Raw genomic sequence first — 23,347 nt, forward strand, 5'->3', positions numbered from 1 at the left:
TGAATCGCCCCTACTTTCCTAGACACCTCAAGAGCCTCAAACTGAGGTCAATCAGGAGGTGTTATGAGCAAGCAGCAACGTTACACGGAAGAATTCAAACTGGCCGCCGTCAAGCAGGTGACTGAGCGCCATTACCCAGTGGCAGAGGTCGCTGAGCGACTTGGTGTTTCCAGCCACAGTCTTTACGCCTGGATCAGGCGCTACAGCCAGCCCGCCGTGCAGCAACAGCATGACTCCAGCCAGCAAGCCGAAATTCGGCGCCTCAAGGCTGAACTGCGCCGCGTCACCGATGAGCGAGATATCTTAAAAAAGGCCGCCGCGTACTTTGCCAAGCTGTCAGGGTAAGGTACGCCTTCATCCGGGTGCACGCGTCCACACATCCCATCCGCCGACTGTGTCGGATGATGAATGTCCACCCGAGCGGTTATTACGCCTGGCAGCACCAGCCTTTATCTGCCCGCGCACTTGAAGACCAACGCCTCCTGGGCCAGATCAAGCAATGTTGGCTAGAAAGCGGGGGCGTCTATGGCTATCGCAAGATCCGGGATGACCTGCGAGAGATGGGCGAGACCTGTGGGAAACACCGGGTGGCGCGATTAATGCGTCATGAAGGTTTGCGTTCACAAACCGGTTATCGTCGCCGTCCCGGTCATTATGGTGGCCGGCCAACGGTGGTTGCACCGAATCATCTTGAACGCCAGTTCGATGTGACTGAGCCAAATAAGGTCTGGGTAACGGACATCACTTATATTCGAACCCATGAAGGCTGGCTCTATCTGGCCGCGGTATTGGATTTGTTTTCACGACAAGTCATTGGTTGGTCAATGGGGCCACGGATCGACCGAGAGTTGGCCATCAGCGCGTTACTGATGGCAGTGTGGCGACGGCGACCCGAGCAGGAAGTGCTGGTTCATTCTGACCAAGGGAGCCAGTTTAGCAGCTATGACTGGCAGGATTTTTTGCGGGAGCACCGGCTCAAGGCCAGCATGAGCAGACGTGGCAATTGCCATGATAACGCGGTGGCGGAGAGTTTCTTCCAACTCCTCAAACGCGAGCGGATCCGACGTAAAACCTATGCAGATCGGGAGGAGGCCCGGCAGGATGTGTTCGATTACATTGAAATGTTTTACAACCCCAAGCGTCGGCACAGTTTCAACAATGGGCTATCGCCAGTAGAGTGTGAAAAGCAATATTTCGAACGGCTCAAAAGTGTCTAGAGAAGCCGGGGCGATTCACCTAATAGCTTTAGCGGCTCTTACCGTGGTGAAATTCCTATATACGAACGCCAATTTTATAACAAGATTGTTAAAGCTCTTCCGGATGCTTCATTTGTTTACTCTGACCGTGGCGGTGCGAGAGCAGAGAAAAACAAGGGCGGTGGAGGAACGCCTCCCCCACGGATAGATTATCCGCTAAAAAATGATTGGCGTTTCGTCAGGAAGGAATTAAATGAGGAGGCGGGTGAGGAAAGAAAAACTCTCTATAAAGAGGCTGCGTTAGAAGTTATAAAGAGTGATTATTGGGAGCCTTCCCTTGCTCTTTGGGGAACACAGATGATAGAACTTACATCTAAAGGTGATGATTATGGAATCACTAATCCAAATAGAGCAACAGCAGTTAGAATAAATATTCATCTATATTTGCAGTTGCATTATCATGATTTAATTGAAGGTTTGGATACCGACGAAGAATGGATTGACTAGTCTATTGTTCAATAGCGTAAAGGTTATTTATGATATCTTTAATGTTTTGTGTTCCGTTGTGATGGTTAGATGTTCGTTTGTGCACGCTGAGTAGTGATATATCTGTCGATTTCACTACTCGGTGACTGGTCTCCTCTGAAAATTTGTCAAATTGTCTAGAGTATTTTTTCTTTAAACATAATATAGCATGCTCTCTTAATTGCTTTAATGTTGCAAGACTCATAGCTTTTTCTAAGTCTTTTCTTTTATAAGAGTTTGCCGCTAATCCAATTCTTGATGCTAATGTTCTAAGTTCTACACTAGTCATTAATGATATAAAACTTTCTTTTCTTGTGTTTTTTATTTTCCTTCCTCGTCTAATAATTTTGAATTTGTCGTTATTAAGTTCGATAACGCTCACTTGCATAGGTGAAGCTAGCAATGCTTTTTCTGTATGTTTGCGTGTAACAACAACAGTAACTTTATCGAAATATTCAAGATATTTTGATATTTGGCCGTCTAATCTTGTGAGGCCATCAGCATCGCTCTTTATTTCATATGCATGAAGCTCATCTTTTTTTAAAAGAACGATGTCAGCTCTCCGAGCGTATTTGTCTACAGTAAGCTCATTTATAATAATGGCGTCTTCAGATAAAATATTCTTCTCCATTAGAAATTGAATTAATAGAGCCTTAATGTCACTTTCAAAATATTTCACTTCTTTAGCCATCATACTATTCAGTTACCATTGTATAATACAATTACAAAATACAGTATTATGGTCATCTAGTCAAAAAACAAAATGAGGTTCTGAGTGAATCTTTTTATGTGTGATTTATATTTATCATCAAGTTATATATTATTAAAGTAGTAGAGAAAATCAGAAACAAGAAGCGGATTATTCAGCCCTTCTGGTTTGCCCGCGTTAAAAACGACCAATGTCACGGTATACTGCCCCGTCACCAAATGGGAGCCATTGATGTCTACATGGATGCCGACACTGCGCCGGATGGGGCACTGGTTGTTGCGGAAAACGGCGCTGGCGCTGCTGACCAGCCTGCTGTTTCTGATTTCGTTTACCCTGTTTCAATACGCATCCTGGTGGCCTGCATTGGCCGAGGGGACGCCTGTCCAATGGAGCGGTCTCTCCCCCAGTCATACCTTGTCTGAGCTGACCCCGGCCATGCTGGAGTTCAGCGCCGTACTCGCCTGTGTTTACTTGCCGCTGTTTTTGCTGACACCCCGCCCGCTGTTGTTGCCGCTCTTTGCCGGGCTCTGGTTGTGGCAGACCTATGACATCGCCTTTATGACGGCAACCGCGTCGACCTGGCTGCCTCACGAGATCATCTGGAGCTTTATCCTGCCCCACACCCACTGGCTGCTGCTCACCCTGTTGTCGCCGCTGCTGCTGATCCGCCAGCTTGGCAGGCGACTATTTGCGGATACATCGGCAACACAGGCAGGGGGCGTCATCCTGGACGGCGGGCGGTAGCCAGAGGGAGCGATCGATGACGCGATCGTCCGATTCCACGAACGTCCGATTACGCTTCGCTAATCGAACCTACATGCAGGCGGGTTCCAACAGGCATCCGCCTATCGGGCTCACCTCAGCTGAAACGCCTTGACGAGAAATTCGATAAAGAGCCGCACGTTGCGGGACTGCTCCTTGTGGAAGGGGTAGACGGCGAACAGGGCGTGGGGGTCGGGTTGCCAGTCGGGGAGCAATCTGACCAGGGTGCCGTCCGACAGGTCGTTCGACACGAATTCATCCGGTACCAGGATCACCCCGAGCCCCTGCACCGCCGCCTGTTTCAGGGCGATGCCGTTGTTGGCGCAGAAGCTGGCGGGGGGCAGCTCCACCGCCACGCTCTCCGCGTCCCGGGTGAAGAACCACTTGTTGGGGGAGGAGGAGAGGCTGTAGCGCAGGCAGTTGTGGCCCTTGAGATCCGCCGGGTTGGCGGGCTGGCCCGCCTCCTTCAGGTAGTCGGGGGCGGCGCAGAGCACCCGCTGCACCTCGCACAGGGGTTTGGCGCGCAGGGTGGAGTCCTCCAGGGTGCCAGCCCCCCGGATCACCACGTCCAGCCCCTGGTCCACCAGATCCATGTAGGCGTCGCTCAGGATCACCTCGATGCCGATTTCCTGATAGCGGCGCTGGAATTCGCAGACAAGGGGGTTGAGCCGGATCAGCCCGTAGGACATGGGCATGCCGATCCTCAGCCTGCCCCTGGGGGTGAAGGAGGCGGCCATGATGGACTGGTCGGCGGCCTCCAGGCTGTCCAGCACGGCGCATATCTGGCCGTAATAGGCCATTCCCGATTCGGTGACGCTCAGCCGCCGGGTGGTGCGGTTGATGAGGGCGATGCCGAGAAAGGCCTCCAGCTCGTTGATGTTCTTGCTGACCGCCGCCTGGGAGAGGCGCAGGTCGTCCGCCGCCGCCCTGAAGGTGCCCATTTCCACCACCCGGCGAAAGACGTTCAGCGCCGTGATCTTGTTCATCCTGCCCCCGTTAATTCACTACTGGTAAATGATGGCGCCATCATTGCGCACTTTTATCACAATAGTGCGGATCCCCGGGGTGTCCACCCCCCATCCCCCGCCAGACAGAGAGTTGCCCGTGGCAGACCGGCCCGGATCATGGCCTTCCGGGGCGTGGCAGAGACGCAGACGAAAGAGAGGCGATGGGCCCCGGGCACCCCGGCCCCGAGGTGGCAGGCGTAGCAGGCATAAAAGCAGGCGGCAGGGCCCGGGCCCCGCCGCCAGATGGCACGCACCGGCTTACTGCACCTTGCCGGGGGCGGGGGGCAGGGTGATGCCGACATCGGCCCAGGGGTTGGTGCCAAGCAACTGGGCGTGGGGCACGTCGGCCTGGTAGCGCATGGTGAACGCTCTGGGTCCGTGGGCGAAGGCCACCAAGAGCCCCTGTTTTGCGTCCATCAACCCGGCGTGCATGCCAAGCCCGTGATAGCTGATCCGCACGGCCTTGTCCTCCAGGCCCACCTTGTCTATCTGGAAGCGGGCGATGCTGCCGTCTTTGAGGGTAAAGCCCCAGCGGAACGGCCCGCCGCTGACCACCGTCATCACCTCGTCGATGTCGGTGCCGTCCTCGGCGGAGTTGACGTGCATGCGGCCATATTTGCCGAGCACGGCGCTGCGGGTGCGCTCGTCCAGCGCCATCAGGTCATAGACCTTGGGGTAGGGGCCGACGCCGGTCTCTTCGGTGGCGACGCCGCCTCCTTGCACCGCGGGCTCGCGGCCTGCGAGCCTGGCCTGCTCCAGCAGCTCCCCCTGACTCAGATTGAAGGCCGCAATCAGGGTGCCGTGCTCCGCTTTGGTCAGGGCGCGGCGGTGAGAGGCTTCAAGCAGCGGCCTGGCGGCCTCGGGAATGTCGACGGTGACCACGTTGACGCCGATGGGGTTGAGCGCGTTGTTGACCGCTTCGACCCCGGTCACGGCGGGGCGGCCATCGCTGAACTGCACCGAGACGATGTCACCGGCGAAGGTGTTGAAAGAGAAGGCCGAGGCGAGGGTGCCGGCCAGCAACGGGATAGGGGTGAGTTTCATACAAGACTCCTCGTTAAGGTTCGAGAAGCAGTCTAGGGCGGTGATGTGTTCACTGAAATGACACTCGGATGATATGAAAATTCACTGACAGTAATGAATCGTGGGGATCAGGGTCGTAGGCCCGCCCTGGGGGAGCGTGCCCTCTGCCAGAGGGTGTGAGCCCGGTTGACGCAACGGTGCCCGGCTTGTGGTATGACTCGGGGCGTCACCAAACAGAACCTGTCGGAGGAAGAGACAATGCTGGCGTTGATCACCACGGCGCACCACACCTGCTACCCCAATCCCATCGCCTTTCGGGCCGGAGAGCGGGTGCGCATCGGCCACGAGGACGACGAGTTTCCGGGCTGGGTGCGCACCTTTACCGCAGACGGCAACGAGGGGTGGGCGCCCCTGTCCCTGCTGACCCCGATAAGCGCCGAGGAGGCGCAGGCGCGCCAGGACTATACCGCCCGGGAGCTGGATGTGGCGGTGGGGGAGCGGGTTCGAGTGGATCGGGAGCTGGCAGGCTGGCTCTGGGTTCACAACGAAGCGGGGCAATCAGGCTGGATCCCGGCCAGCTGCATCGCCTCGCCCTCATAAGGTGGCAGCGGCTCGGAGAAGGAGTAGAGCGGAGAGAGAAACCCGGCCAGCGACGGGGCGTGCGGCCGGGTGAATTGTAAAGAGTAGGGTGACGGAAAACGGGATCAGCCTAGTCTAATCAACTCGATGGGGGCGTAGCGCTCCTGGCTGTTCGTCAGCAGCACGCACTTCTCATGCTCGGCCTGATAGGGGGTCAGGTTGTCGGTGTGCGCCTCCTTGAGGGTGTCGACTGCGCCAGTGGCGGCAATCATCACCCGTTGGCCCAGGGTCAGCACATTGCGGTTTCGATCGTAGATCTTCATGGCATTCTCCTTGTGGGATGGGTGCCCCGGCCCGTGCCGGGGCAACGGGCTCCAGACTACGCCCCTCGAAAAACGAGATGCCTGTCACAGATCAAAAAAAGGGGAAAGAGGGACTCGGTGCGGCGACGGGGTATGGCGCGCTGGCCTCGCAGCCCGCCGGTGCTCGCCACCGCCTGTCGCAGGGCAGGGAGGACGCCCCCGCTTTTCATCCCCTCGGGCTCGAACTGCAAGGGGGATGCGCTATAGTGGAGCCGCTCGTTTTACTGCCTTCAACCAACCGAGAGTGCATTATGAATCGTGATATCGCAGCCCAGTTCATCAAGATGCTGACCAACCTGGACCAGTGTCTGGCCAAGGCCGAGGCCCACGCCGAGGCGAAGAAATTCAACGTGGACAACTTCTTCAATGAGCGCCTCATCGTCGACATGCTGCCCCTGAGCAAGCAGGTGCTGATCTGCTGCGACAGCGCCCGCGCCGTGGTGGCCACTGCCAGCCTGAGCGAGCCGCCGGTGCTGGGGGATGATCCCAAGACCATGGCGGATCTGCGCGCCCACGTGGCCAAGACCATCGCCTACCTGCAAGGCAAGCTGGACGCCGATTTCAGCCAGTATGCGAGCGGCCACTACTACCCCTACTGGGCGGGCGGCAAGGGGATGGACGGCCACAGCTGCGTGCATGAGTACGGCATCCCGAACTTCTACTTCCACCTCACCATGACCTATGCCCTGCTGCGCCAGGCCGGGGTGGATCTGGGCAAGCGGGATTACCTGGGCGGTCTGAACCTGCAATAAGCCGCGCTTCAGCGACAACAAAGCCTGCCCCCTGGCAGGCTTTGTCGTTTTCGGCCCGGCTCAGCGCCCCAGATTGTCGGCCAGTTGTTTGGCGCGACTTGCGGCCCACTGATCGATCATCTTCTCCATCTCCAGAGCGGTGATGGGGGAATCCTTGTGGGTGGTGTCCGGGCTCTCGCGAGCGTCCATCACCCGCACCAGCAGCTTGCCGCTCTGGGCGTCGAGCAACTGGGCCATGCTGCCCACCCTGAGCAGATAGGGCTCCTTGCCTATTACCTCGCGGGTGACGTTGATGGCGATCTTGGCGGGCAGCAGATCCCGCAGCTTGGGGTCGGGGCGGGTCAGGTCGAAGTTGGTGATGGCCGCCTGCACCCGCATCACGCCGGGACCGGGTTCGGTAGCCATCTTGACGCCCTGGCTCATCAGTTCGCGCTGGAAGGTGGCGTGGTAGTAGCGGCCGATCTCGTTCTGCTCGTTGGCGGTCAGCAGATACCACTGGCCGTTCTCCTGGCGGATGAACTGCAAGGGGTCGAGCAGCACCTGATGGTACTGGCGCAGATCCACGCCGGGCTCCTTGTAGATGCGCTGGTTGGGGTTGCTCTCGCTCTGCTGGAAGGCGGTGAGCGGGATCGCCTGCAGGCTGTGGGTGACCTGGTTCTTCACGGCGCACCCGCCCAGCAGGGCGGCGGCCATGGTCATCATCAAGACTCGTTTCATGGGGGCTCCTGGCGGTGGATGGTCGCTGCAAGGACGCAGCCCGCCCTGCCCACAGAGATACCTGATCAGGCCCCTCTCTCACAAGGGGTATCTGTGCGGGGGCCACCGGGGGAGCCCCCGTGTCGGGTCACTCGGCGGGGATCTCGGGCTCCACCAGGGTGGCGAGCTGCATCAGGGACTCCTGCCAGCCGAGGTAGCACATCTCCACCGGGATGATCGCCGGAATACCCGCCTGTTCGATGGCGAGCTCGGTGCCGCACAGCACCTGGGTGAGGGTGATGGTGACCTGCATCTCCCCCGGCAGGTTGGGGTCGTCGAAGCGGTCGGTGTAGCGGATGCGCTTGCCCGGCTCCAGCACGAGATACTCGCCGCCGAAGGCGTGGGTGTGGCCGCTGGCGAAGTGGGTGAACGACATCCTGAACTGGCCGCCGACCCTGGCATCCAGCGCCGCCACCTTGCAGGTGAAGCCATGGGGGGGCAGCCATTTGGCCAGGGCGTCCGGCTCGATAAAGGCCTGGTATACCCGCTGTGGCGGGGCCTTGAGTACGCGATGCAGAGTGACTGTTCCTGTGCTCATCTTGGGTTCCTTCTCGGTTGTATCCGAGCAAGGATAGTCGCTCGGGGGAAGGACAACCGAGGGTCAGGAGTCGTGGCGCTCCCATTGAAGGGCTAGGTTGTCATCAGGCGGCGCGCGTCCTGGTCGCCATGAGCGGCCGCATTTGCCGCTGGCGACGCCTCCTCTGTCAGGCACGTCTGCACGCACTCCATAAACACCCGCATGGCGGGGCTGACAAACTTGCTGGCGTGGTGGGCGCACAGGGCCGTGATGACGAGGGGCGTGGGGGAGAAGGGCAGCTCCTGCAGCTCCCCCGAACTCAGCTCCCGCTCGACGGCGAAGCGGGGCAGGAAGGAGACGCCGAGGTTGCTGGCCACGCAGCGCTTGATGCTCTCTATGCTCCACAGCTCTATGGTGCCGTCCAGAGTGATGGCTCGCTGGCGTAATGTGCTCTCGAAAATCTGACGGAAGATGCACTGGGGTTCGTTGATGATGAAGCTGACCGGCAGGTGCTGATCCGGGCGGGTGAAGTCGATACCACCGCTGAGGGCGGGGGAAGCTACCAGCACCAGGGGTTGCTCGCCAAAGCTCTCCATCAGCAGGGCGGCATCGTTGCCGACCCGATAGAAGATACCGAGATCGGCCTCGTCCGCCAGCAGCGCATCGCGAATGACGTAACAGTTCAGGGACCGGAGCGACAGTCGGACCCCGGGAGCCAGCCGCTTGAAGCGCTCGAGCACCGCCGGCATCTTGTAGGCCAGCAGAGTTTCGCCGATGGCGACCCTGAGCTCACCGCTCGGCTCGGCGTCCTGCTGCGCCGCCTGGCGCAGACCCGACATCACCCGGATCATCTCGTGCACATGCGGCATGATGTTCTGTCCGGCCTTGGTCAGGCACATGCGACGCCCTATTTTTTCGAACAGTTGTAGCGAAAGTTCCTGCTCCAACTGCTGGATATGGAAGGTTACCGTCGACTGGGTGCAGCAGAGCTTGCGGGATGCCTTCACGAAGGAGCCCTCCTCGATCACCGTCTTGAGGGTAATGAGACGTCGCAAATCCATGGGGACTCCAATTCATCGAAATGGTTGAATTTAGAATGCTAAAACATTCGATTTTTTGATGCCAATGGCCGCGTTAAGGTATCACTCCCATTTGGAGAAACACCATGACCACGACCCTTGTCAGCGCATTTTTGACTTACACCCTGATCACGGCCATGACGCCGGGACCGAACAACATACTGGCTCTGAGCGCCGCCAATCAGCATGGTCTGCGCCGCAGTAGCCGGGTGCTGGCGGGCATGAGTGCGGGCTTCCTGCTGATCATGCTGCTGTGTGCCCTGTTCACCTTCACCCTCATCAGCCTCTCCCCCGCGCTGGTTGGCTGGCTCAGCTGGGCCGGGGCGGCTTATGTGCTCTGGCTGGCCTGGCGCATTGCGGCCAGCGGCTCCAACCTGTCGAGCACAGATGGAGCCTTGCCCGGCTTCTGGACCAGCTTCTGGCTGCAGTTCGTGAACGTGAAGATCATCCTATACGGCATCACGGCGCTCTCCACCTTCGTGTTGCCCCACACCACAGAATTCGTCTGGGTGCTGGGCGTCAGCCTGCTGCTGGCGCTGATCGGCACGCTGGGGAACCTCTGCTGGGCCCTGGCGGGTCATCTGCTGCAGCCCCTGTTCCAGCGCCACGGCCGCATTCTGAACCTGACGCTGGCGGGCTTGTTGGTTTACTGTGCGCTTCGGATGCTGATCTGACGGAACGCAGGCCGGGGGCGTCGCCTCCTTTCGCCTGCAGAGAGGATTTTTCGTTTTCTCTTCAAGGAGTTGATCAAGATAGAGGTTATTGTCACCGTTCGCTCATATAATCGCCGCCATGCAAGCGACTCGGAAGGATTCGATGACACAGCTGATGGCGGCCCTGCTGGGGCTGTTTTACGCCAGCCTGATCTGGGCGGCGCCCGTCCCCTTCGTGACGGCCCCCGGCCCCCATGCCACGCAGGGGAGGCTGGAGCCCCTGCTCTCCTGGTTCTCGGGGGAGTTTTCCAGCCAGGAGCAAGCCACCTTCGATGCCCGCTTCACTAGCGCCGAGCTGCGGCTGGTGGAGATCTGGCCCGGGGAGGGCCCCTTTCGCTGGGTCTATGCGGAGCAGTTTCTGACCGAGCGGGCGCAGCGGCCGTTTCGCCAGCGCATCTACCGCTTCTCCTCCCTGCCCGATGGCCGCATCCTGATGGCCGAACTGACCATGCCGAGGGCCATGGATTTTGCCGGCGCCTGGCGTCGGCCCGAGCTGCTCGACTCCCTCACCCCCCAGCAACTCTCCCTGCGCGAAGGGTGCGAGATCTGGCTGACCCGCCAGCCGGGCGGGGAGTACAAGGGGCAGACCCGGGTCGGGCACTGCGCCACCGATTTTGGCGGTGCCACCACCCTGGTGCAGTACCTCTGGATCGGCCCGGACAGCGTCCGGCTGCTGGACAGGGCCTATGACAACGGCGCCCATCAGCGCTGGGGCAGCCCGGGGGAGGGTTACGTCTACCTGCGCAAGGGGATGCGGCACGGGGAGTAGTCGCGCCGTCCGTCAGGGCCCCTCCCTGCTTGCCGCCAACAAGGACGTGCCGGTCAGGCTGCTGGCCAGTGCCCCTGCAGATCCACCAGGATGGAGAGGCTGACCGCGCCAAACAGCAGGCCCGTCATCAGGTTGAGCGGGCGCTGGATGCGGCCGAGCAGGTGCTGGGCGCGGGGGGTGGAGAGGCTCCAGGCCAGGGCGCTGAACCAGACGAGGGAGAGCAGGAACAGCTCCAGGATCAGCAGTCCCCGGGTCAGGCCATCCACCTGGGGCGTCACCATGGCGGCCAGCAGTCCCATGAAGAACAGCATCGCCTTGGGGTTGAGCAGATTGGTGGCCAGCCCGCTCTTCACCCCCTTGCGCCAGCCCGGCCGCTCGCCTCCGGCGCGCAGCGCCAGATCCCCGCTTCCCTGCCAGGCAGCCTTCAGCGCCCCCCAGCCCAGCCAGCCCAGATAGAGGGCACCCACCAGTTTCACGGCGAGAAAGAGCCAGGGCTGGCTTGCGATCAGCAGGCTGATGCCGGTCAGGCTCAGGGTGGCGTGGAGCAGGATGGCGAGGGCGATGCCAAGGGCCGCTCCGAGGGCGGTGGGCCTGTGCAGGCTGGTGCGCAGGATGAGCGCGAAATCCGGGCCCGGGCTCGCCAGGGCGACGAGGTGGACGAGACCCAGGGTCAGAAACAGGCTGGTGAACATAAAAGACCTCCGACAGCGGTATGGAGGTGACAGCATGGGGCAGGACGGGGGACGGGAGATTGTAAAAGATTGCAGCGGCGACGATTCAGGCGGGCAGCATCTGCTGGCGATACTCCGCCGGGGTGAGCCCGAAGGCCTGACGAAAACCGTGGTGGAAGTGGCTCTGATCGAAGAAGCCCACCGCCAGAGCCACCTCGCTCACTGGCAGACCGCTGCCGAGCAGGCGCTTGCCCTGTTCGAGGCGCAGCCGCTTGAGCCAGGCATAGGGGGTCATGCCGGTCTTCTTCTTGAACTGACGGAGGAAGGCGAAGCGATCCAGCCCGAACAGGGCGGCCAGGTCCTCCAGGGTGTGGCGCTCGTCCAGCCGGGCCAGCAGATGGTCGCGCAGGAACCTGAGCTGGGGATCCGCCAGGGCGTGGCGCTCGGGGGCGAGCCGGAACAGTTCGCCCAGCAGGGCCAGCAACTGGCTCTCCGCCAGCAGGCCGTCGGGGGCAGGGCCGTCCAGGTGCATGTGCAGGCGGGCAAAGCCCTGATAGAGGTCGGGGCGGCTCTGCAATCCCTGGTGGAAAAAGGGCTCGGGGTGTTCCGGCAGCCAGCGGGCCAGCTGCTCGGGGGCGATGGAGAAGACCCGCACCTCGTACCCTTCCGGCAGCAGGCTGAGGCCGTCGTGCATTTCGTCCGGGTTGACGGTGGAGAGTTCGCCGCGCACCAGGTTGTGGCTGTTCCCCTTGTGGATGAACTTCTGGCCGCCCCGCTGCACCAGACCGATGTGGTAGTCCAGATGCACGTGGCGGCCATAGCTGAACTCCCTGTGGTGGGAGTGGGAGAGTTCAACCCCCGGCAGCAGCCGGGATTGCCAGTAGTGGATGCGGGATTGGGGGGCGTTCATCCCCTATTGATACCCCGAAAGCGGCCCCTTGGCTTGTAGATTATTGCGCCGGCGCCTCAGCCGACCTCCTGGCGCCGCTTGCCGCTGCGCAGGCCATCCAGGCTGAACAGCACCAGGGCGCTCCAGATGCAGCCAAAGGTGATCATCTTGTCCAGCGCCAGCGCCTCGCCATACAGGGTCACCGCCAGGATGAACATCAGGCTGGGGCCTATGTACTGGAAGAAGCCCAGGGTGGAGAGCTTGAGCCGGGTGGCCGCCGCGGTGAAGCAGAGCAGGGGGGCCGTGGTGACGGCGCCCGCGGCGATGAGCAGCAGGTTCAGGTGCCAGTCATTCTGGGTGAGGTGGCTGGTGGGGCTGTCGGCGATGCCCCACAGATAGAAGGCGGCTGGCGGCAGCATGATCAGGGTCTCGATGAGCAGGCCGGTGAGGGCGTCCAGGGCCAGTTTCTTGCGAATGAGGCCGTAGATGGCGAAGCTCGAGGCCAGCACCAGGGCTATCCAGGGCAGGGAACCGAAGGCGATGAGCTGGACGGCGACACCGACAAAGGCGAGCCCTACCGCCCACCACTGCAGGCGGCGCAGCTTCTCGCTCAGAAACACCATGCCGAGCAGCACGTTGAACAGAGGGTTGATGTAGTAGCCCAGGCTCGCATCCAGCATGTGGCCGTTGTTGATGGCCCAGATGAACAGCAGCCAGTTGCCGCCGACGGTGACGGAGGTGAAGGCCAGGGTGAGCAGCACCTTGGGCTGGCGCAGCACCGCCTGCACCTTGTGCCACTGGCGTCCGAGCAGCACCAGCACCATCAGCAGGGCGCAGGACCAGATCATGCGGTGGGTCAGGATCTCGGCGGCCGGCACGGCGGAGAGGGACTTGAAGTAGATGGGTGCCAGGCCCCAAAGGGTGTAGGCGCCGAGGGCATAGAGGACGCCCTGGCGCTGGATCTGTTGTTGCATGCGGATAACCTTCACTGGAGTGCGGATGTCGGGAAACATCGCAAAAAGTCAGTGTAGCGATCCTTTTGCAGGGAAAGAAGACAATAAATGGGTCTGACGGGATTTTAACAGCAGGAGCGACTTCAGCGACCGCCCCCGCGGCGGATCTTCTCCACGTCCATCAGCAGCCACAGCATGAGGGCGATGGCGGAGATCCAGGGGCCCCAGGTAACATAGGCTTCCCCCTGACCCAGCACGAAGAACAACAGCGGCAGTCCCACCACCAGAAACAGTACACTTCCCAGAAAAAACAGCATTTTTATCTTTAAATTTAATGGCTTGCTATTTGACGATTATATCGATTGAGCGAGGGGATAAAAGAGTAAAAATGAGAAAGGGGGATTTCTCCCCCCTGTTTTGTTGATAAGCGTCATTTATGACGTTATTCGAGCTGGATCCAGGTGCTTTTCAGCTCGGTGTACTTCTCCAGGGCGTGCAGGGACTTGTCGCGCCCGTTGCCGGACTGCTTGAAGCCGCCAAACGGCATGGTCATGTCGCCGCCATCCCAGTTGTTGACGAAGACGGTGCCGGCGCGCAGGGCGCGCGACCCCTTCACCGCCTGGTTGAGATCCGCCGTCCAGATCGCCGCGGCCAGGCCGTAGTCGGTGTCGTTGCCAAGGGCGATGGCCTCTTCCAGGGTGTCGAAGCCGGTCACCGCCAGCACGGGGCCGAATATCTCCTCGCGGAAGATGCGCATCGTCGGGGTCACGTTGTCAAAGATGGTGGGTTCGATGTAGTAGCCGCCCTCCTCGGGCTGGGTACGCTTGCCTCCCAGCAGCAGCTTGGCGCCCTCCTGCTGGCCGATGGCGATGTAGTTGAGGACCTGCTCCATCTGGATGTGGTCCACCATGGCACCGATGCGGGTGGTGGGGTCGAGCGGGTTGGCCGAGATCCACTCGCGGGCGTGGGCCAGCAGCCGCTCCATGAACTGGGGCTTGATGCTGTTTTGCACCAGCAGGCGGGAGGCGGCGGTGCACACTTCCCCCTGGTTGTAGAAGATGGCGCCGACGGCGCTTCTGGCGGCGGCGTCCAGATCCGGTGCATCCGCCAGCACGATGTTGGGGCTCTTGCCGCCGCACTCCATGAAGGCGCGCTTGAGGTTGGACTTGCCGGAGCACTGCACCAGATGCTTGCCGATCTTGGTGGAGCCGGTGAAGGTGATGCAGTCGACGTCCATGTGCATGGCCAGCGCCTCGCCCACGGTGTGACCAAAGCCCGGCAGCACGTTGAACACGCCGTCGGGGATGCCCGCCTCCTTCGCCAGACCCGCGATGCGCAGGGCGGTGAGGGGGGATTTCTCGGAGGGTTTGAGGATCACCGAGTTGCCGGTGGCGAGCGCCGGGCCCAGCTTCCAGCAGGCCATCACCAGGGGGAAGTTCCAGGGCACGATGGCGGCCACGACACCGAGGGGCTCGCGGGTCACCAGGGCCAGGGCGGACTCTTCCACCGGGGCGACCTGATCGTAGATCTTGTCTATCGCCTCGGCGTTCCAGGCGATGCAGTTCGCGGCGGCGGGGGCGTCATACCCCATGGCGTCGCCGATGGGCTTGCCCATATCCAGCGACTCCAGCAGTGCCAGCTCCACCAGGTTCAGGCGCATCAGTTCGGCGAAGCGCTGCATGATGAGCTTGCGCTGCTTGGGGGAGAGGCCGCACCAGCGCTTGTCGTCGAAGGCGGCACGGGCCGCCTTGACCGCCAGCTCGGCATCGGCGGCGTCGCAGGAGGCGACCCTGGTCAGCAGTTGGCCGTTGGCCGGGTTGATGCAATCGAAGGTGGCGCCGTTGATGGCATCCCGGTAGGTGCCGTCGATAAAGGCTTGCGAGGGCAGGGTCAGATGGGCGGCCTTGTGTTGCCACTGGGCCAGGGTCAGGTCACTCATGTTCACTCCTTGAACCGGCAGAAAGTCAGTCTCCGCGTATCAATATGCTAAACATCCTGCCGCTTGTAAATCCATCTTGTAACAATTCATTAAACACTGACCCCGAACAACCCGGGCCAACGGCGGGGCAAACCGGGCGCCCTGGCCTGTGGTGTCGGGGGTCGCGCGGCGGGGCGGGAGCCCGTGTCGCTGGCTTGATCCCTGGGCCGGGCGGGGAGGAGCCCGGCGGGCTGTTCCGGGAGAAGGCCCGTCAGAAGCTGGCGGGCGTGTTGGCCGAGATCAGCATGCACTCCTGATCCCCCACGTTGCGAAAACGGTGGGGAGTGCGGCTGTCGAAGTAGTAGCCATCCCCCGGTGCCAGCAGGTGAACCTGCTCGCCTACCGTGACTTCCACCTGACCCCGGATGACGATGCCGCACTCTTCCCCTTCGTGACTCAGCATGTCGTCACCGGTGTCGGCGCCCGGGGGCAGTATCTCCTGCATCATGCCGATGGCGCGGTTGGCACGGCTGTGACCCACCAGACGGTAGCTGATGGGGTGGGTGCCGAGATCCGGCATGTCGTCCGCACGGAAGATCACCTCGGAATCCATCTCCGTCTCGTCGGTGAAGAAGCTGGCCAATGACATGGGGATGCCTTCCAGCACCTTGCGCAGGGAAGCCACCGAGGGGCTCACCTGATTTTTCTCGATCTGGGAGATAAAGCCGTTGGTCACACCGGAGCGTTTTGCCAGCTCGCGCTGGGAGAGGGCCGCCTTGGTGCGAACCGCCTTGAGGCGGTGACCGATATCCATCGATAGACACTCCTTGACTGTTTACTATTATTAAAATTGTGTTAAATATCTTATACCACCCCTGAGGGGTGACACCAAGCCGGGCGATAAAAGCCCTTTTTTATGGATTCAGGTGTTTAATTTAATAGGCATGAGCCGGGTGTTACTAAACGCCTTAAGGATGAGGTGACCATGAAACCTGTCAGCGACATCAATACCCCCGACATGTCCGCATTCTGGATGCCGTTCACCGCCAACCAGCAGTTCAAGGCGGCGCCGCGCATCCTGAAGTCGGCAGAGGGGATGTATTATCACTCAGAGGATGGCCGCAAGATACTGGATGGCACTGCCGGACTCTGGTGTTGCAACGCAGGCCATGGTCGGCGCGAGATCGCCGAGGCGGTCTCCCAGCAGATCTCCCACCTCGATTTTGCCCCCACCTTCCAGATGGGCCACCCCCTGCCGTTCGAGCTGGCCAACCGGCTGGTGGAGATCGCCCCCAAGGGATTCGGTCACGTCTTCTATACCAACTCCGGATCGGAGTCCGTGGACACCGCGCTCAAGATTGCGCTGGCCTGGCAGCGGGCTCGCGGCCAGGGCACCCGTACCCGGCTCATCGGCCGCGAGCGCGGCTACCACGGGGTGGGTTTTGGCGGCATCTCGGTGGGGGGCATTCCCGGCAACCGCAAGTGGTTCGGCTCCCTGCTGACCGGGGTGGATCATCTGCCCCACACCCTCAATATAGGGAAAAATGCGTTCACCAAGGGATTGCCAGCAGAAGACCTCACCCTGGCCGATGAACTGGAGAAGATTGTCTTCCTGCACGACGCCAGCAACATCGCGGCGGTCATCGTCGAGCCCATCGCCGGCAGCACCGGGGTCATCATGCCCCCCAAGGGCTATCTCAAGCGGCTGCGGGAGATCTGTACCAAACACGGCATCCTGCTGATTTTTGACGAGGTGATCACCGGTTTCGGCCGCCTCGGCTCCCCCTTCGCCGCCCAGGAGTTCGACGTCATCCCCGACATGATCACCTGCGCCAAGGGGCTCACCAACGGCGCCATCCCCATGGGGGCCGTGCTGGTACAGAACCACATCTATGACGACATGATGGTGGCGGGCAAGGGGGCCATCGAGCTGTTCCACGGCTACACCTACTCCGGCCACCCGGTGGCGGCGGCGGCGGGTCTGGCGACCCTCGAGATCTACCGGAGCGAAAATCTGCTGACCCGGGCGGCCGAGCTGGCGGGCTACTGGGAGGAGGCGGCCCATTCCCTCAAGGGCTGCAAGCACGTGAAAGACGTGCGCAACTACGGCCTGGTGGCGGGCATCGAGCTCGAATCCATACCCGATGCGCCGGGCAAGCGGGCCTACGAGGTGTTCGTGCGCTGTTTCGAGAAGGGGGCGCTTATCCGGGTGACCGGCGACATCATCGCCCTTTCGCCGCCCCTCATCATCGAGCGCAGCCAGATCGACGATCTCTTCACCCTGCTGCAGGACGCCCTGCAGGCCCAGGACTGACCCCCACATCACACAGGATGGCGCTCGTCCCGGGCGTCATCCCCCTGTGCTGCCCCGGCGCGGCGAGGGGAGGACGGATGACCCATCACGGAGGATTTATGAGTTACAGGATCGACAACTTCATCGACGGCGAGACGACCGAGAGTCGCAGCGAGCGTTTCGGTGCCATCTTCAATCCGGCCACCGGCCAGCAGCAGGGCTCCGTCGTTCTCAGCACGGCCGACGAGTGTGCCGAGGCGATTGCCTGCGCCGAGCGCGCCTTTGGGGAGTGGGCCCAGACCCCGCCGCTGGTGCGGGCCCGGGTGCTGTTTCGCTTCAAGGAGCTGATGGAGCAGCACAGGGACGAGCTGGCCCAGCTCATCAGCCGTGAGCACGGCAAGGTCTTCTCCGACGCCCAGGGCGAGCTGACCCGGGGTCTGGAGGTGGTGGAGTTTGCCTGCGGCATTCCCCATCTGCTCAAGGGGGAGCACTCCCTCAACGTGGGCCGCGGGGTGGACAGTCACTCCATGATGCAGCCGGTGGGGGTCTGCGCCGGCATCACCCCGTTCAACTTCCCTGCCATGGTGCCGCTCTGGATGTTCCCGGTGGCCCTGGCCTGCGGCAACACCTTTATCCTCAAGCCCTCGGAGAAGGATCCGTCCCTCTCCCTGCGCATGGCCGAACTGCTCAAGCAGGCGGGCCTGCCGGACGGGGTGCTCAACGTGGTCAACGGCGACAAGGAGGTGGTGGACGTGCTGCTGACCGACCCGAGGGTCGGTGCCGTGTCGTTTGTCGGCTCCACCCCCATCGCCCAGTACATCTATGCCACCGCCTCGGCCCACGGCAAGCGTGTGCAGGCCCTGGGCGGCGCCAAGAACCACATGGTGGTCATGCCGGATGCCAATCTGGATCAGGCGGTTTCCGCCCTGATGGGGGCCGCCTATGGCGCGGCGGGCGAGCGTTGCATGGCGATCTCGGTGGCCGTGGTGGTGGGTGACGAGACTGCCGATGCCCTGGTGGCGAAGCTCTCGCCCCTGGTGGCGGCCCTGCGGGTCGGCCCCGGTCTCGGTCAGAGTCCGGAGAACGAGATGGGGCCCCTCATCAGCCGGGAACACCTGGCCAAGGTGCGCGGCTACGTGGATCAGGGGGTGGCCGAGGGGGCCGAGCTGGTGGTGGATGGCCGGGGCCTGAGCCATGGCGAGGGCTACTTCATCGGGGGCAGCCTGTTCGATCGGGTCGGCCCCGAGATGCGCATCTACCGGGAGGAGATCTTCGGCCCCGTGCTCGCCATCGTGCGGGCCCCGGACTACGAGACGGCCCTGCGCCTCATCAACGAACACGAGTACGGCAACGGCACCGCCATCTTCACCGGTGACGGAGATACCGCAAGGGACTTCACCACGCGGGTTCAGGTCGGTATGGTAGGGGTGAACGTTCCCATTCCGGTGCCCATGGCGTTTCACAGCTTCGGTGGCTGGAAACGGTCCATCTTCGGGCCGCTCAACATGCACGGGCCGGATGGGGTGCGCTTCTACACCCGGATGAAGACGGTGACCGCCCGCTGGCCCCAGAGCCTGCGCGCCGGCGCCGAGTTCTCCATGCCGACCATGAAGTGAGCCACCGGCTCGCTGCCATGGCTTTAATCTCTTGCCCCCGCAGGCCGCCGGTCTGCGGGGGCGCTTCTGTCAAGGAGTAACAGATGCGACTGGGTATTCTCGATTGTGACCGGCTGGACCCCGATTTGGTGGGGGATTTTGGTCCCGTTTACTCCGAGATGTTTATCAAGGGTTTCCGGGCGTTGGCCCCCGAGCTGGAATTTCGGGTCTGGTCCGCCCTCGACGGCGATCTGCCCCCGGATCTGACCGAATGCGATGCCTGGCTCATCACCGGCTCGCGTCACGATGCCTACAGCGACATCCCCTGGATCCTGGCGCTGCGCGACTGGATCCGCCGGGCCCACGATGCCAACGTCAAGCTGGCCGGGGTCTGCTTCGGCCATCAGGTGATCGCCCAGGCCCTGGGAGGGGAGGTAATGAAGTCCACCAAGGGGTGGGGGCTGGGGGTGTCGGTCCATGCCATGCAGACGACAAAACCCTGGATGGCGCCGGGGCTGGACACCATCCGCATCTTGGCAAGCCACCAGGATCAGGTGGAGCAGCTTCCGCCGGGGGCGACCCTGCTCGCGGGCAACGACTTCTGCCCCAACTTCATGTTCCTGCAGGGGGATCACATCGTCGCCATCCAGGGGCACCCGGAATTCTCGGTGGCGTACAACCGGGCCCTGATCGAGCGGCGACGGGACAGGCTGCCCGATGCGCATTACCAGAGCAGTCTCTCTTCCCTGGAAGGGGAGGTGGATTCCGCCACCATGATGCAGTGGCTGCTGCAGTTCCTCGGCATCCTGCCGATCGGGGCCGACGTGCGCTGAACCCCGTTTGTCATATCCACCGCGCTGATGCTAGATTTTGTAGCAAAATGAAGGATCAAGCGGCGATATGCCCAGTCCGGATGATACACTGGCCGCCATTTTTGGCGGCCTGGTCCATCGACGAGCGCCGCGTCAGTCTGTGAGGGGGCAACCTTGAAACTACAGCAGTTGAAGTATCTGATCGCGGTGCGGGACCACAATCTCAACGTCTCCGTTGCCTCCGATGCGCTCTATACCAGCCAGCCTGGGGTGAGCAAGCAGATCGGCTTGCTGGAGAGCGAGCTGGGGGTGCGCATCTTCGAGCGCCGCGGCAAGCACCTGCACCGGATCACCCCGGTGGGGGAGGAGATCATCAAGTGTGCCGAGGCCATGCTCAATATCGAGAGCAAGATCAAGGCCATCTCCCGGGAGTACCTGGATCCGACCGTGGGCACCCTCAACATCCATACCACCCACACCATCGCCCGCTACCTGCTGCCGAAAAGCGTCACCTACTTCACCAAAAAGTACCCCAAGATCTCGTTCCACCTGCATCCTGTGATGTCCGCCACCAAGGAGCAGATCAGCAAGGGATACTCGGATTTTTCCATCGTGGCCCACGAGATAGGCTTCGACAAGGAGCTGATCGCGCTGCCCGCCTACCTCTGGACCCTCTCCCTGGTGGTGCCCCAGGAGCACCCCCTGGCCAAGGTGAAGAAGCCGACCCTGGAGCAGCTCTGCCAGTATCCCATCCTGAGCTACGAGAGCGGCGCCACCGGGCGTCAGGTGCAGGACAAGGTGTTCCAGGCGGCCGGCCTCACCCCCAACTACTACATGACGGTGATGGATGCCGGCGTCATCAAGCGCTACGTGGAGTTGGGCTTTGGTATCGGCATCATCTCCTCTCTGGTTGCCAACGATAGCGATGCCCCCGGCCTCGTGGCCATCAATCTGGAGCACCTGTTCGAGCCCTGCCCGGCCCAGATCTGCTTCAGCAAGAGCATCCTCTTGCAGAACTACATGTATGACTTCATCAGCTCCTTCTCCCCCCATCTCACCAAGGAGATGATCCAGAACGTGATGCAGCAGCCGACCCAGGCGCGCATCGACGAGCTGCTGTCAGGGGTGGAGCTGCCCGTCTACTGATCCCGCTTCCGTTTCTGTGCCGGCACCCCGGGGGGCCGGCCTCCTCCCGCCGAGGTTTCCATGTCCCGCATCCTGCTGCTCGCCAATCTCAACTGTGATCATGTGCTCTCCCTGGCCGAACCCCTGGTGGCGGGGGCGCGGCTGCAATACGTGGATCAGGGGCGCAGACTCGGCGGCGGCGCCGCCAATACCGGCATCGGACTGGTGTGGGCGGGGCACGAGGTGATCATCGCCTCCCGGGTCGGGCTGGACGACACCGGTGACTGGCTGCTGGAGCAGGCGGCCTCATACGGCCTGGATTGCAGCCATGTGGAACGCTTTGGCGGCGAGACCGGCGAGCTGCTGGTGCTGGTGGACGCCACCGGTGAGCGCACCATCCTCAGGCGCCCACGTCGTCCGGATCTGCCGGGGGATCTGCCGACCGAAGGGGTGGACTGCCTCTATGTGAACTATCCGGGCACCGCCATCGTGGGCTACATGCGCCAGATGCTCGCCAAGAGTTTCGTGGTGGCCCAGTATCCCAAGGGGGGGCAGGCCCGCCGCCCCTGCCACGTGCTGGTGGCCTCCCGCTCCGATCTCGGCGAGGTGAGCGACCCCTGGCAGCATGCCCGCCAGCTCGCGGGGGATCAGCTCGAATGGCTGGTGCTGACCGAAGGCAAGGCGGGAGCCGTGGCCATTCACGGGGAGGAGCAGGTCAGGGTGGCGGCGCGACCGGTCTCCGTGGTGGATACCACGGGGGCGGGGGATGCCTTCGCGGGCGGCCTCATCCACGGTCTTGCGCGGGGCATGGCCATGGCCGATGCGTTGCAGTGCGCCGTGGACTGGGGCGCCTTCGCGGTGGCTTCCGAGAGCTCCATCCCCTCCCAGGCGCTGCGCAACTGGCTGAAACAGCCCCACTGAACTCGCCGGACAACGGCTCCGGCGATGGCAGAGGAGGTGGGGGTTTGTCGACGGAAACCGCCAAAACCCCTCGCCGAGGCGGCAAGTTTGCGATCAATCAAAGAAAGTGTCGATTTATGTACATCTTCGTCGACACCCGCCCGGGCTGCTCTTACCCTTGTGACTTCACGACTCGGTCGAAGAAGCCCATCCCGTGCGCACGCATGTGCAGACCCCCTCTTTGGCCACCGGCTGTCGTCCTGATTTCTGGCTTGTAGTAAGAGGCAAGTGCGACCATGCAACTGACACGATTTACCGACTACGCCCTGCGTACCCTGACCTTCCTGGCCATCCAGCCCGGTGATCGCCTGTCGACCATCACGGAAGTGGCCGACACCTTCGCCATCTCCCGCAATCACGTGGTCAAGATAGTGCATCAGCTCGGCATCAAGGGTTACATCGAGACGGTGCGTGGCAAGCATGGGGGCATCCGCCTCGGCCGTGCCGCCGTCTCCATCAACCTGCGCGATGTGGTGATGGACATGGAGCACGTGCTCTGCCCGGTGGACTGCAAGCGCGAAAACTGCCGTCTCTCCGGGGGCTGCCGCATCCAGGGCATTCTGCGCCGCGCCATGCACGCCTTCCTGGAGGTACTGGGGGAGTACACTTTGGCGGATGCGGTGCGGGATCCCACTCGTCTGTGCCACCTTCTCGGCATAGAGCAGGATAATATCCTGACCATGGCATGATGCCACGGTGAATGACAGAGGGGCCTGCGGGCCCCTCTGTCATTGCCAGCGGTCAGAGCTGGGGCACAAGGGTGATGGCTCCGTGCAGACAGGCGAGGCCGCAAGCGCCGCAGCCATCGCAGGCGGCCATGTTGACGGTCACTCCCTCGCTGCCGACCTTGATCGCCTGCTGGGGGCAGGCATCTTCGCACAGCAGGCAGTAGTAGCCCTGACGGGCCTGGCAGCTCGCCTCTATCCTGACCCGGGTCTGCACCTGACGGCCGAGGCAGAGATCCAGTGCGCCCGTGGGGCAGGCTCTGGCGCAGCTGCCGCAATAGCTGCACTGGCCACAGGCGAGATCCAGCACTGGGGTACCGGCGATGGGGCTGCCGTCATATTCGGGGCGATCGGCGGGCTTGATGAGGCCGTTGGGACACGCCTTGAAGCAGTCGCCACAACGGGTGCAGAGGGTGAGGAACTGGGACTCGTCGATGGCCCAGGGCGGGCGTGCCTCATGGCAGACCACCTCGGGTCTGCGGGGGCTCCCCCATGCGTGTGCCAGCCAGCGACAGAAAAAATGCGTCATGCCCACCTCTATACCTATTAGGGGTTAATTTTATCCAGTTTTAGGCCGGCAAGCCAGAGAATAGCGGCGGGCAGGATCGCAAGCCGGGTTGCCCTTGTGTAAGCTAGGCGGGTCTTTTTGCGGGATTG

26 protein-coding genes and 1 pseudogene are annotated in these 23,347 nt (G+C 61.8%); 13 read left to right on the plus strand and 14 right to left on the minus strand.

Going from position 1 to position 23,347, the window contains the following annotated elements:
• Nucleotides 1-63 precede the first annotated feature (63 nt).
• Together AB5Y80_RS09630 and AB5Y80_RS09635 are read left to right on the plus strand one after the other, a co-directional pair.
• Nucleotides 64-1,217 (plus strand): IS3-like element ISAeca4 family transposase gene (locus AB5Y80_RS09630; protein ID WP_139739419.1). Its coding sequence is split into 2 segments (ribosomal slippage): nucleotides 64-301 and nucleotides 301-1,217, totalling 1,155 coding nucleotides; the frame shifts between segments, so codons are not numbered across the junction.
• A gap of 30 nt (nucleotides 1,218-1,247) precedes the next feature.
• A pseudogene (locus tag AB5Y80_RS09635) lies at nucleotides 1,248-1,703 on the plus strand (hypothetical protein); the annotation flags it as partial.
• Nucleotide 1,704: 1 nt separating this feature from the next.
• Here the strand turns inward: AB5Y80_RS09635 and AB5Y80_RS09640 are convergent.
• Nucleotides 1,705-2,412, minus strand: coding sequence for a sce7726 family protein (locus tag AB5Y80_RS09640; protein WP_368172858.1), 708 nt, complete (start codon nucleotides 2,410-2,412; stop codon nucleotides 1,705-1,707).
• Nucleotides 2,413-2,691: 279 nt separating this feature from the next.
• Here AB5Y80_RS09640 and AB5Y80_RS09645 point away from each other — a divergent pair, with 279 nt between their 5' ends.
• On the plus strand, nucleotides 2,692-3,174 hold the full coding sequence (locus tag AB5Y80_RS09645; protein WP_368172877.1) for a hypothetical protein: 483 nt from the start codon (nucleotides 2,692-2,694) through the stop codon (nucleotides 3,172-3,174).
• A 110-nt stretch (nucleotides 3,175-3,284) separates the two neighbouring features.
• Here AB5Y80_RS09645 and AB5Y80_RS09650 read toward each other — a convergent pair whose 3' ends face one another.
• Both AB5Y80_RS09650 and AB5Y80_RS09655 read right to left on the minus strand, forming a co-directional pair.
• The gene (locus AB5Y80_RS09650; RefSeq protein WP_368172859.1) at nucleotides 3,285-4,178 is read right to left on the minus strand and encodes a LysR family transcriptional regulator; all 894 of its coding nucleotides are present in this window, start codon (nucleotides 4,176-4,178) and stop codon (nucleotides 3,285-3,287) included.
• A 279-nt stretch (nucleotides 4,179-4,457) separates the two neighbouring features.
• Nucleotides 4,458-5,243 carry a hypothetical protein gene (locus AB5Y80_RS09655; protein WP_368172860.1) on the minus strand — a complete coding sequence of 262 codons (786 nt, stop codon included), beginning with the start codon at nucleotides 5,241-5,243 and terminating at the stop codon, nucleotides 4,458-4,460.
• A gap of 237 nt (nucleotides 5,244-5,480) precedes the next feature.
• Between AB5Y80_RS09655 and AB5Y80_RS09660 the strand changes: the two genes are divergently transcribed.
• Nucleotides 5,481-5,822, plus strand: a complete 342-nt coding sequence (locus AB5Y80_RS09660; protein ID WP_167826438.1) for an SH3 domain-containing protein — start codon at nucleotides 5,481-5,483, stop codon at nucleotides 5,820-5,822.
• Between the two features lie 104 nt (nucleotides 5,823-5,926).
• Here the strand turns inward: AB5Y80_RS09660 and ydfZ are convergent, their stop codons facing one another.
• Complete coding sequence (ydfZ, locus tag AB5Y80_RS09665; protein WP_039039534.1) at nucleotides 5,927-6,124, minus strand: putative selenium delivery protein YdfZ; 198 nt, start codon at nucleotides 6,122-6,124, stop codon at nucleotides 5,927-5,929.
• Nucleotides 6,125-6,414: 290 nt separating this feature from the next.
• Between ydfZ and AB5Y80_RS09670 the strand changes: the two genes are divergently transcribed.
• Nucleotides 6,415-6,915 carry a DUF1993 domain-containing protein gene (locus AB5Y80_RS09670; RefSeq protein WP_041212145.1) on the plus strand — a complete coding sequence of 167 codons (501 nt, stop codon included), beginning with the start codon at nucleotides 6,415-6,417 and terminating at the stop codon, nucleotides 6,913-6,915.
• A gap of 60 nt (nucleotides 6,916-6,975) precedes the next feature.
• Here AB5Y80_RS09670 and AB5Y80_RS09675 read toward each other — a convergent pair whose 3' ends face one another.
• The 3 genes from AB5Y80_RS09675 to AB5Y80_RS09685 all read right to left on the minus strand — a co-directional run bounded on the left by AB5Y80_RS09675 (nucleotide 6,976) and on the right by AB5Y80_RS09685 (nucleotide 9,249).
• Entirely contained in the window at nucleotides 6,976-7,632 is a 657-nt protein-coding gene (locus AB5Y80_RS09675; protein WP_323580560.1) for a DUF3313 domain-containing protein, read from the minus strand.
• A 127-nt stretch (nucleotides 7,633-7,759) separates the two neighbouring features.
• Nucleotides 7,760-8,209: an SRPBCC family protein gene (locus tag AB5Y80_RS09680; protein WP_368172861.1), complete on the minus strand. Its 450-nt coding sequence runs from the start codon at nucleotides 8,207-8,209 to the stop codon at nucleotides 7,760-7,762.
• A 92-nt stretch (nucleotides 8,210-8,301) separates the two neighbouring features.
• A complete protein-coding gene (locus AB5Y80_RS09685) occupies nucleotides 8,302-9,249 on the minus strand; it encodes a LysR family transcriptional regulator (protein WP_080767915.1) in 948 nt (315 codons plus the stop codon).
• Between the two features lie 104 nt (nucleotides 9,250-9,353).
• On the opposite strand from AB5Y80_RS09685, the gene eamB reads away from it, so the two are divergent.
• On the plus strand, nucleotides 9,354-9,941 hold the full coding sequence (gene eamB / locus AB5Y80_RS09690; protein WP_039039530.1) for a cysteine/O-acetylserine transporter: 588 nt from the start codon (nucleotides 9,354-9,356) through the stop codon (nucleotides 9,939-9,941).
• A gap of 142 nt (nucleotides 9,942-10,083) precedes the next feature.
• Nucleotides 10,084-10,749, plus strand: a complete 666-nt coding sequence (locus AB5Y80_RS09695; RefSeq protein ID WP_368172862.1) for a chromophore lyase CpcT/CpeT — start codon at nucleotides 10,084-10,086, stop codon at nucleotides 10,747-10,749.
• 53 nt (nucleotides 10,750-10,802) lie between these two features.
• Here AB5Y80_RS09695 and AB5Y80_RS09700 read toward each other — a convergent pair whose 3' ends face one another.
• The 6 genes from AB5Y80_RS09700 to AB5Y80_RS09725 form a co-directional block, all read right to left on the minus strand.
• A complete protein-coding gene (locus AB5Y80_RS09700; protein ID WP_010672488.1) occupies nucleotides 10,803-11,441 on the minus strand; it encodes a LysE family translocator in 639 nt (212 codons plus the stop codon).
• An 85-nt stretch (nucleotides 11,442-11,526) separates the two neighbouring features.
• Nucleotides 11,527-12,330 carry an AraC family transcriptional regulator gene (locus tag AB5Y80_RS09705; RefSeq protein WP_010672489.1) on the minus strand — a complete coding sequence of 268 codons (804 nt, stop codon included), beginning with the start codon at nucleotides 12,328-12,330 and terminating at the stop codon, nucleotides 11,527-11,529.
• A 56-nt stretch (nucleotides 12,331-12,386) separates the two neighbouring features.
• Nucleotides 12,387-13,283 (minus strand): EamA family transporter RarD, encoded by an 897-nt coding sequence (gene rarD, locus AB5Y80_RS09710; RefSeq protein WP_039039527.1) that lies wholly within the window; start codon nucleotides 13,281-13,283, stop codon nucleotides 12,387-12,389.
• A gap of 122 nt (nucleotides 13,284-13,405) precedes the next feature.
• A complete protein-coding gene (locus AB5Y80_RS09715; RefSeq protein WP_010672491.1) occupies nucleotides 13,406-13,579 on the minus strand; it encodes a hypothetical protein in 174 nt (57 codons plus the stop codon).
• Between the two features lie 125 nt (nucleotides 13,580-13,704).
• A complete protein-coding gene (locus AB5Y80_RS09720) occupies nucleotides 13,705-15,201 on the minus strand; it encodes an aldehyde dehydrogenase (protein ID WP_368172863.1) in 1,497 nt (498 codons plus the stop codon).
• A gap of 250 nt (nucleotides 15,202-15,451) precedes the next feature.
• A complete protein-coding gene (locus AB5Y80_RS09725) occupies nucleotides 15,452-15,994 on the minus strand; it encodes a cupin domain-containing protein (protein ID WP_041214097.1) in 543 nt (180 codons plus the stop codon).
• Between the two features lie 171 nt (nucleotides 15,995-16,165).
• On the opposite strand from AB5Y80_RS09725, the gene AB5Y80_RS09730 reads away from it, so the two are divergent.
• The 6 genes from AB5Y80_RS09730 to AB5Y80_RS09755 all read left to right on the plus strand — a co-directional run bounded on the left by AB5Y80_RS09730 (nucleotide 16,166) and on the right by AB5Y80_RS09755 (nucleotide 22,654).
• The gene (locus AB5Y80_RS09730; protein WP_368172864.1) at nucleotides 16,166-17,494 is read left to right on the plus strand and encodes an aspartate aminotransferase family protein; all 1,329 of its coding nucleotides are present in this window, start codon (nucleotides 16,166-16,168) and stop codon (nucleotides 17,492-17,494) included.
• A gap of 98 nt (nucleotides 17,495-17,592) precedes the next feature.
• Nucleotides 17,593-19,089, plus strand: coding sequence for a CoA-acylating methylmalonate-semialdehyde dehydrogenase (locus AB5Y80_RS09735; protein WP_053288836.1), 1,497 nt, complete (start codon nucleotides 17,593-17,595; stop codon nucleotides 19,087-19,089).
• An 83-nt stretch (nucleotides 19,090-19,172) separates the two neighbouring features.
• Nucleotides 19,173-19,901 carry a glutamine amidotransferase gene (locus AB5Y80_RS09740; protein ID WP_042882239.1) on the plus strand — a complete coding sequence of 243 codons (729 nt, stop codon included), beginning with the start codon at nucleotides 19,173-19,175 and terminating at the stop codon, nucleotides 19,899-19,901.
• A gap of 153 nt (nucleotides 19,902-20,054) precedes the next feature.
• Complete coding sequence (locus tag AB5Y80_RS09745; protein ID WP_029313477.1) at nucleotides 20,055-21,026, plus strand: LysR substrate-binding domain-containing protein; 972 nt, start codon at nucleotides 20,055-20,057, stop codon at nucleotides 21,024-21,026.
• A 60-nt stretch (nucleotides 21,027-21,086) separates the two neighbouring features.
• The gene (locus AB5Y80_RS09750; protein ID WP_010672498.1) at nucleotides 21,087-21,926 is read left to right on the plus strand and encodes a PfkB family carbohydrate kinase; all 840 of its coding nucleotides are present in this window, start codon (nucleotides 21,087-21,089) and stop codon (nucleotides 21,924-21,926) included.
• Between the two features lie 275 nt (nucleotides 21,927-22,201).
• Nucleotides 22,202-22,654 (plus strand): Rrf2 family transcriptional regulator, encoded by a 453-nt coding sequence (locus AB5Y80_RS09755; protein WP_010672499.1) that lies wholly within the window; start codon nucleotides 22,202-22,204, stop codon nucleotides 22,652-22,654.
• 52 nt (nucleotides 22,655-22,706) lie between these two features.
• Here the strand turns inward: AB5Y80_RS09755 and AB5Y80_RS09760 are convergent, their stop codons facing one another.
• Nucleotides 22,707-23,219 carry a ferredoxin-type protein NapF gene (locus tag AB5Y80_RS09760; protein WP_010672500.1) on the minus strand — a complete coding sequence of 171 codons (513 nt, stop codon included), beginning with the start codon at nucleotides 23,217-23,219 and terminating at the stop codon, nucleotides 22,707-22,709.
• Nucleotides 23,220-23,347: the final 128 nt, after the last annotated feature.

It is taken from the genome of Aeromonas sp. R2-1 (assembly GCF_040908425.1).
Classification (GTDB): domain Bacteria; phylum Pseudomonadota; class Gammaproteobacteria; order Enterobacterales; family Aeromonadaceae; genus Aeromonas; species Aeromonas caviae.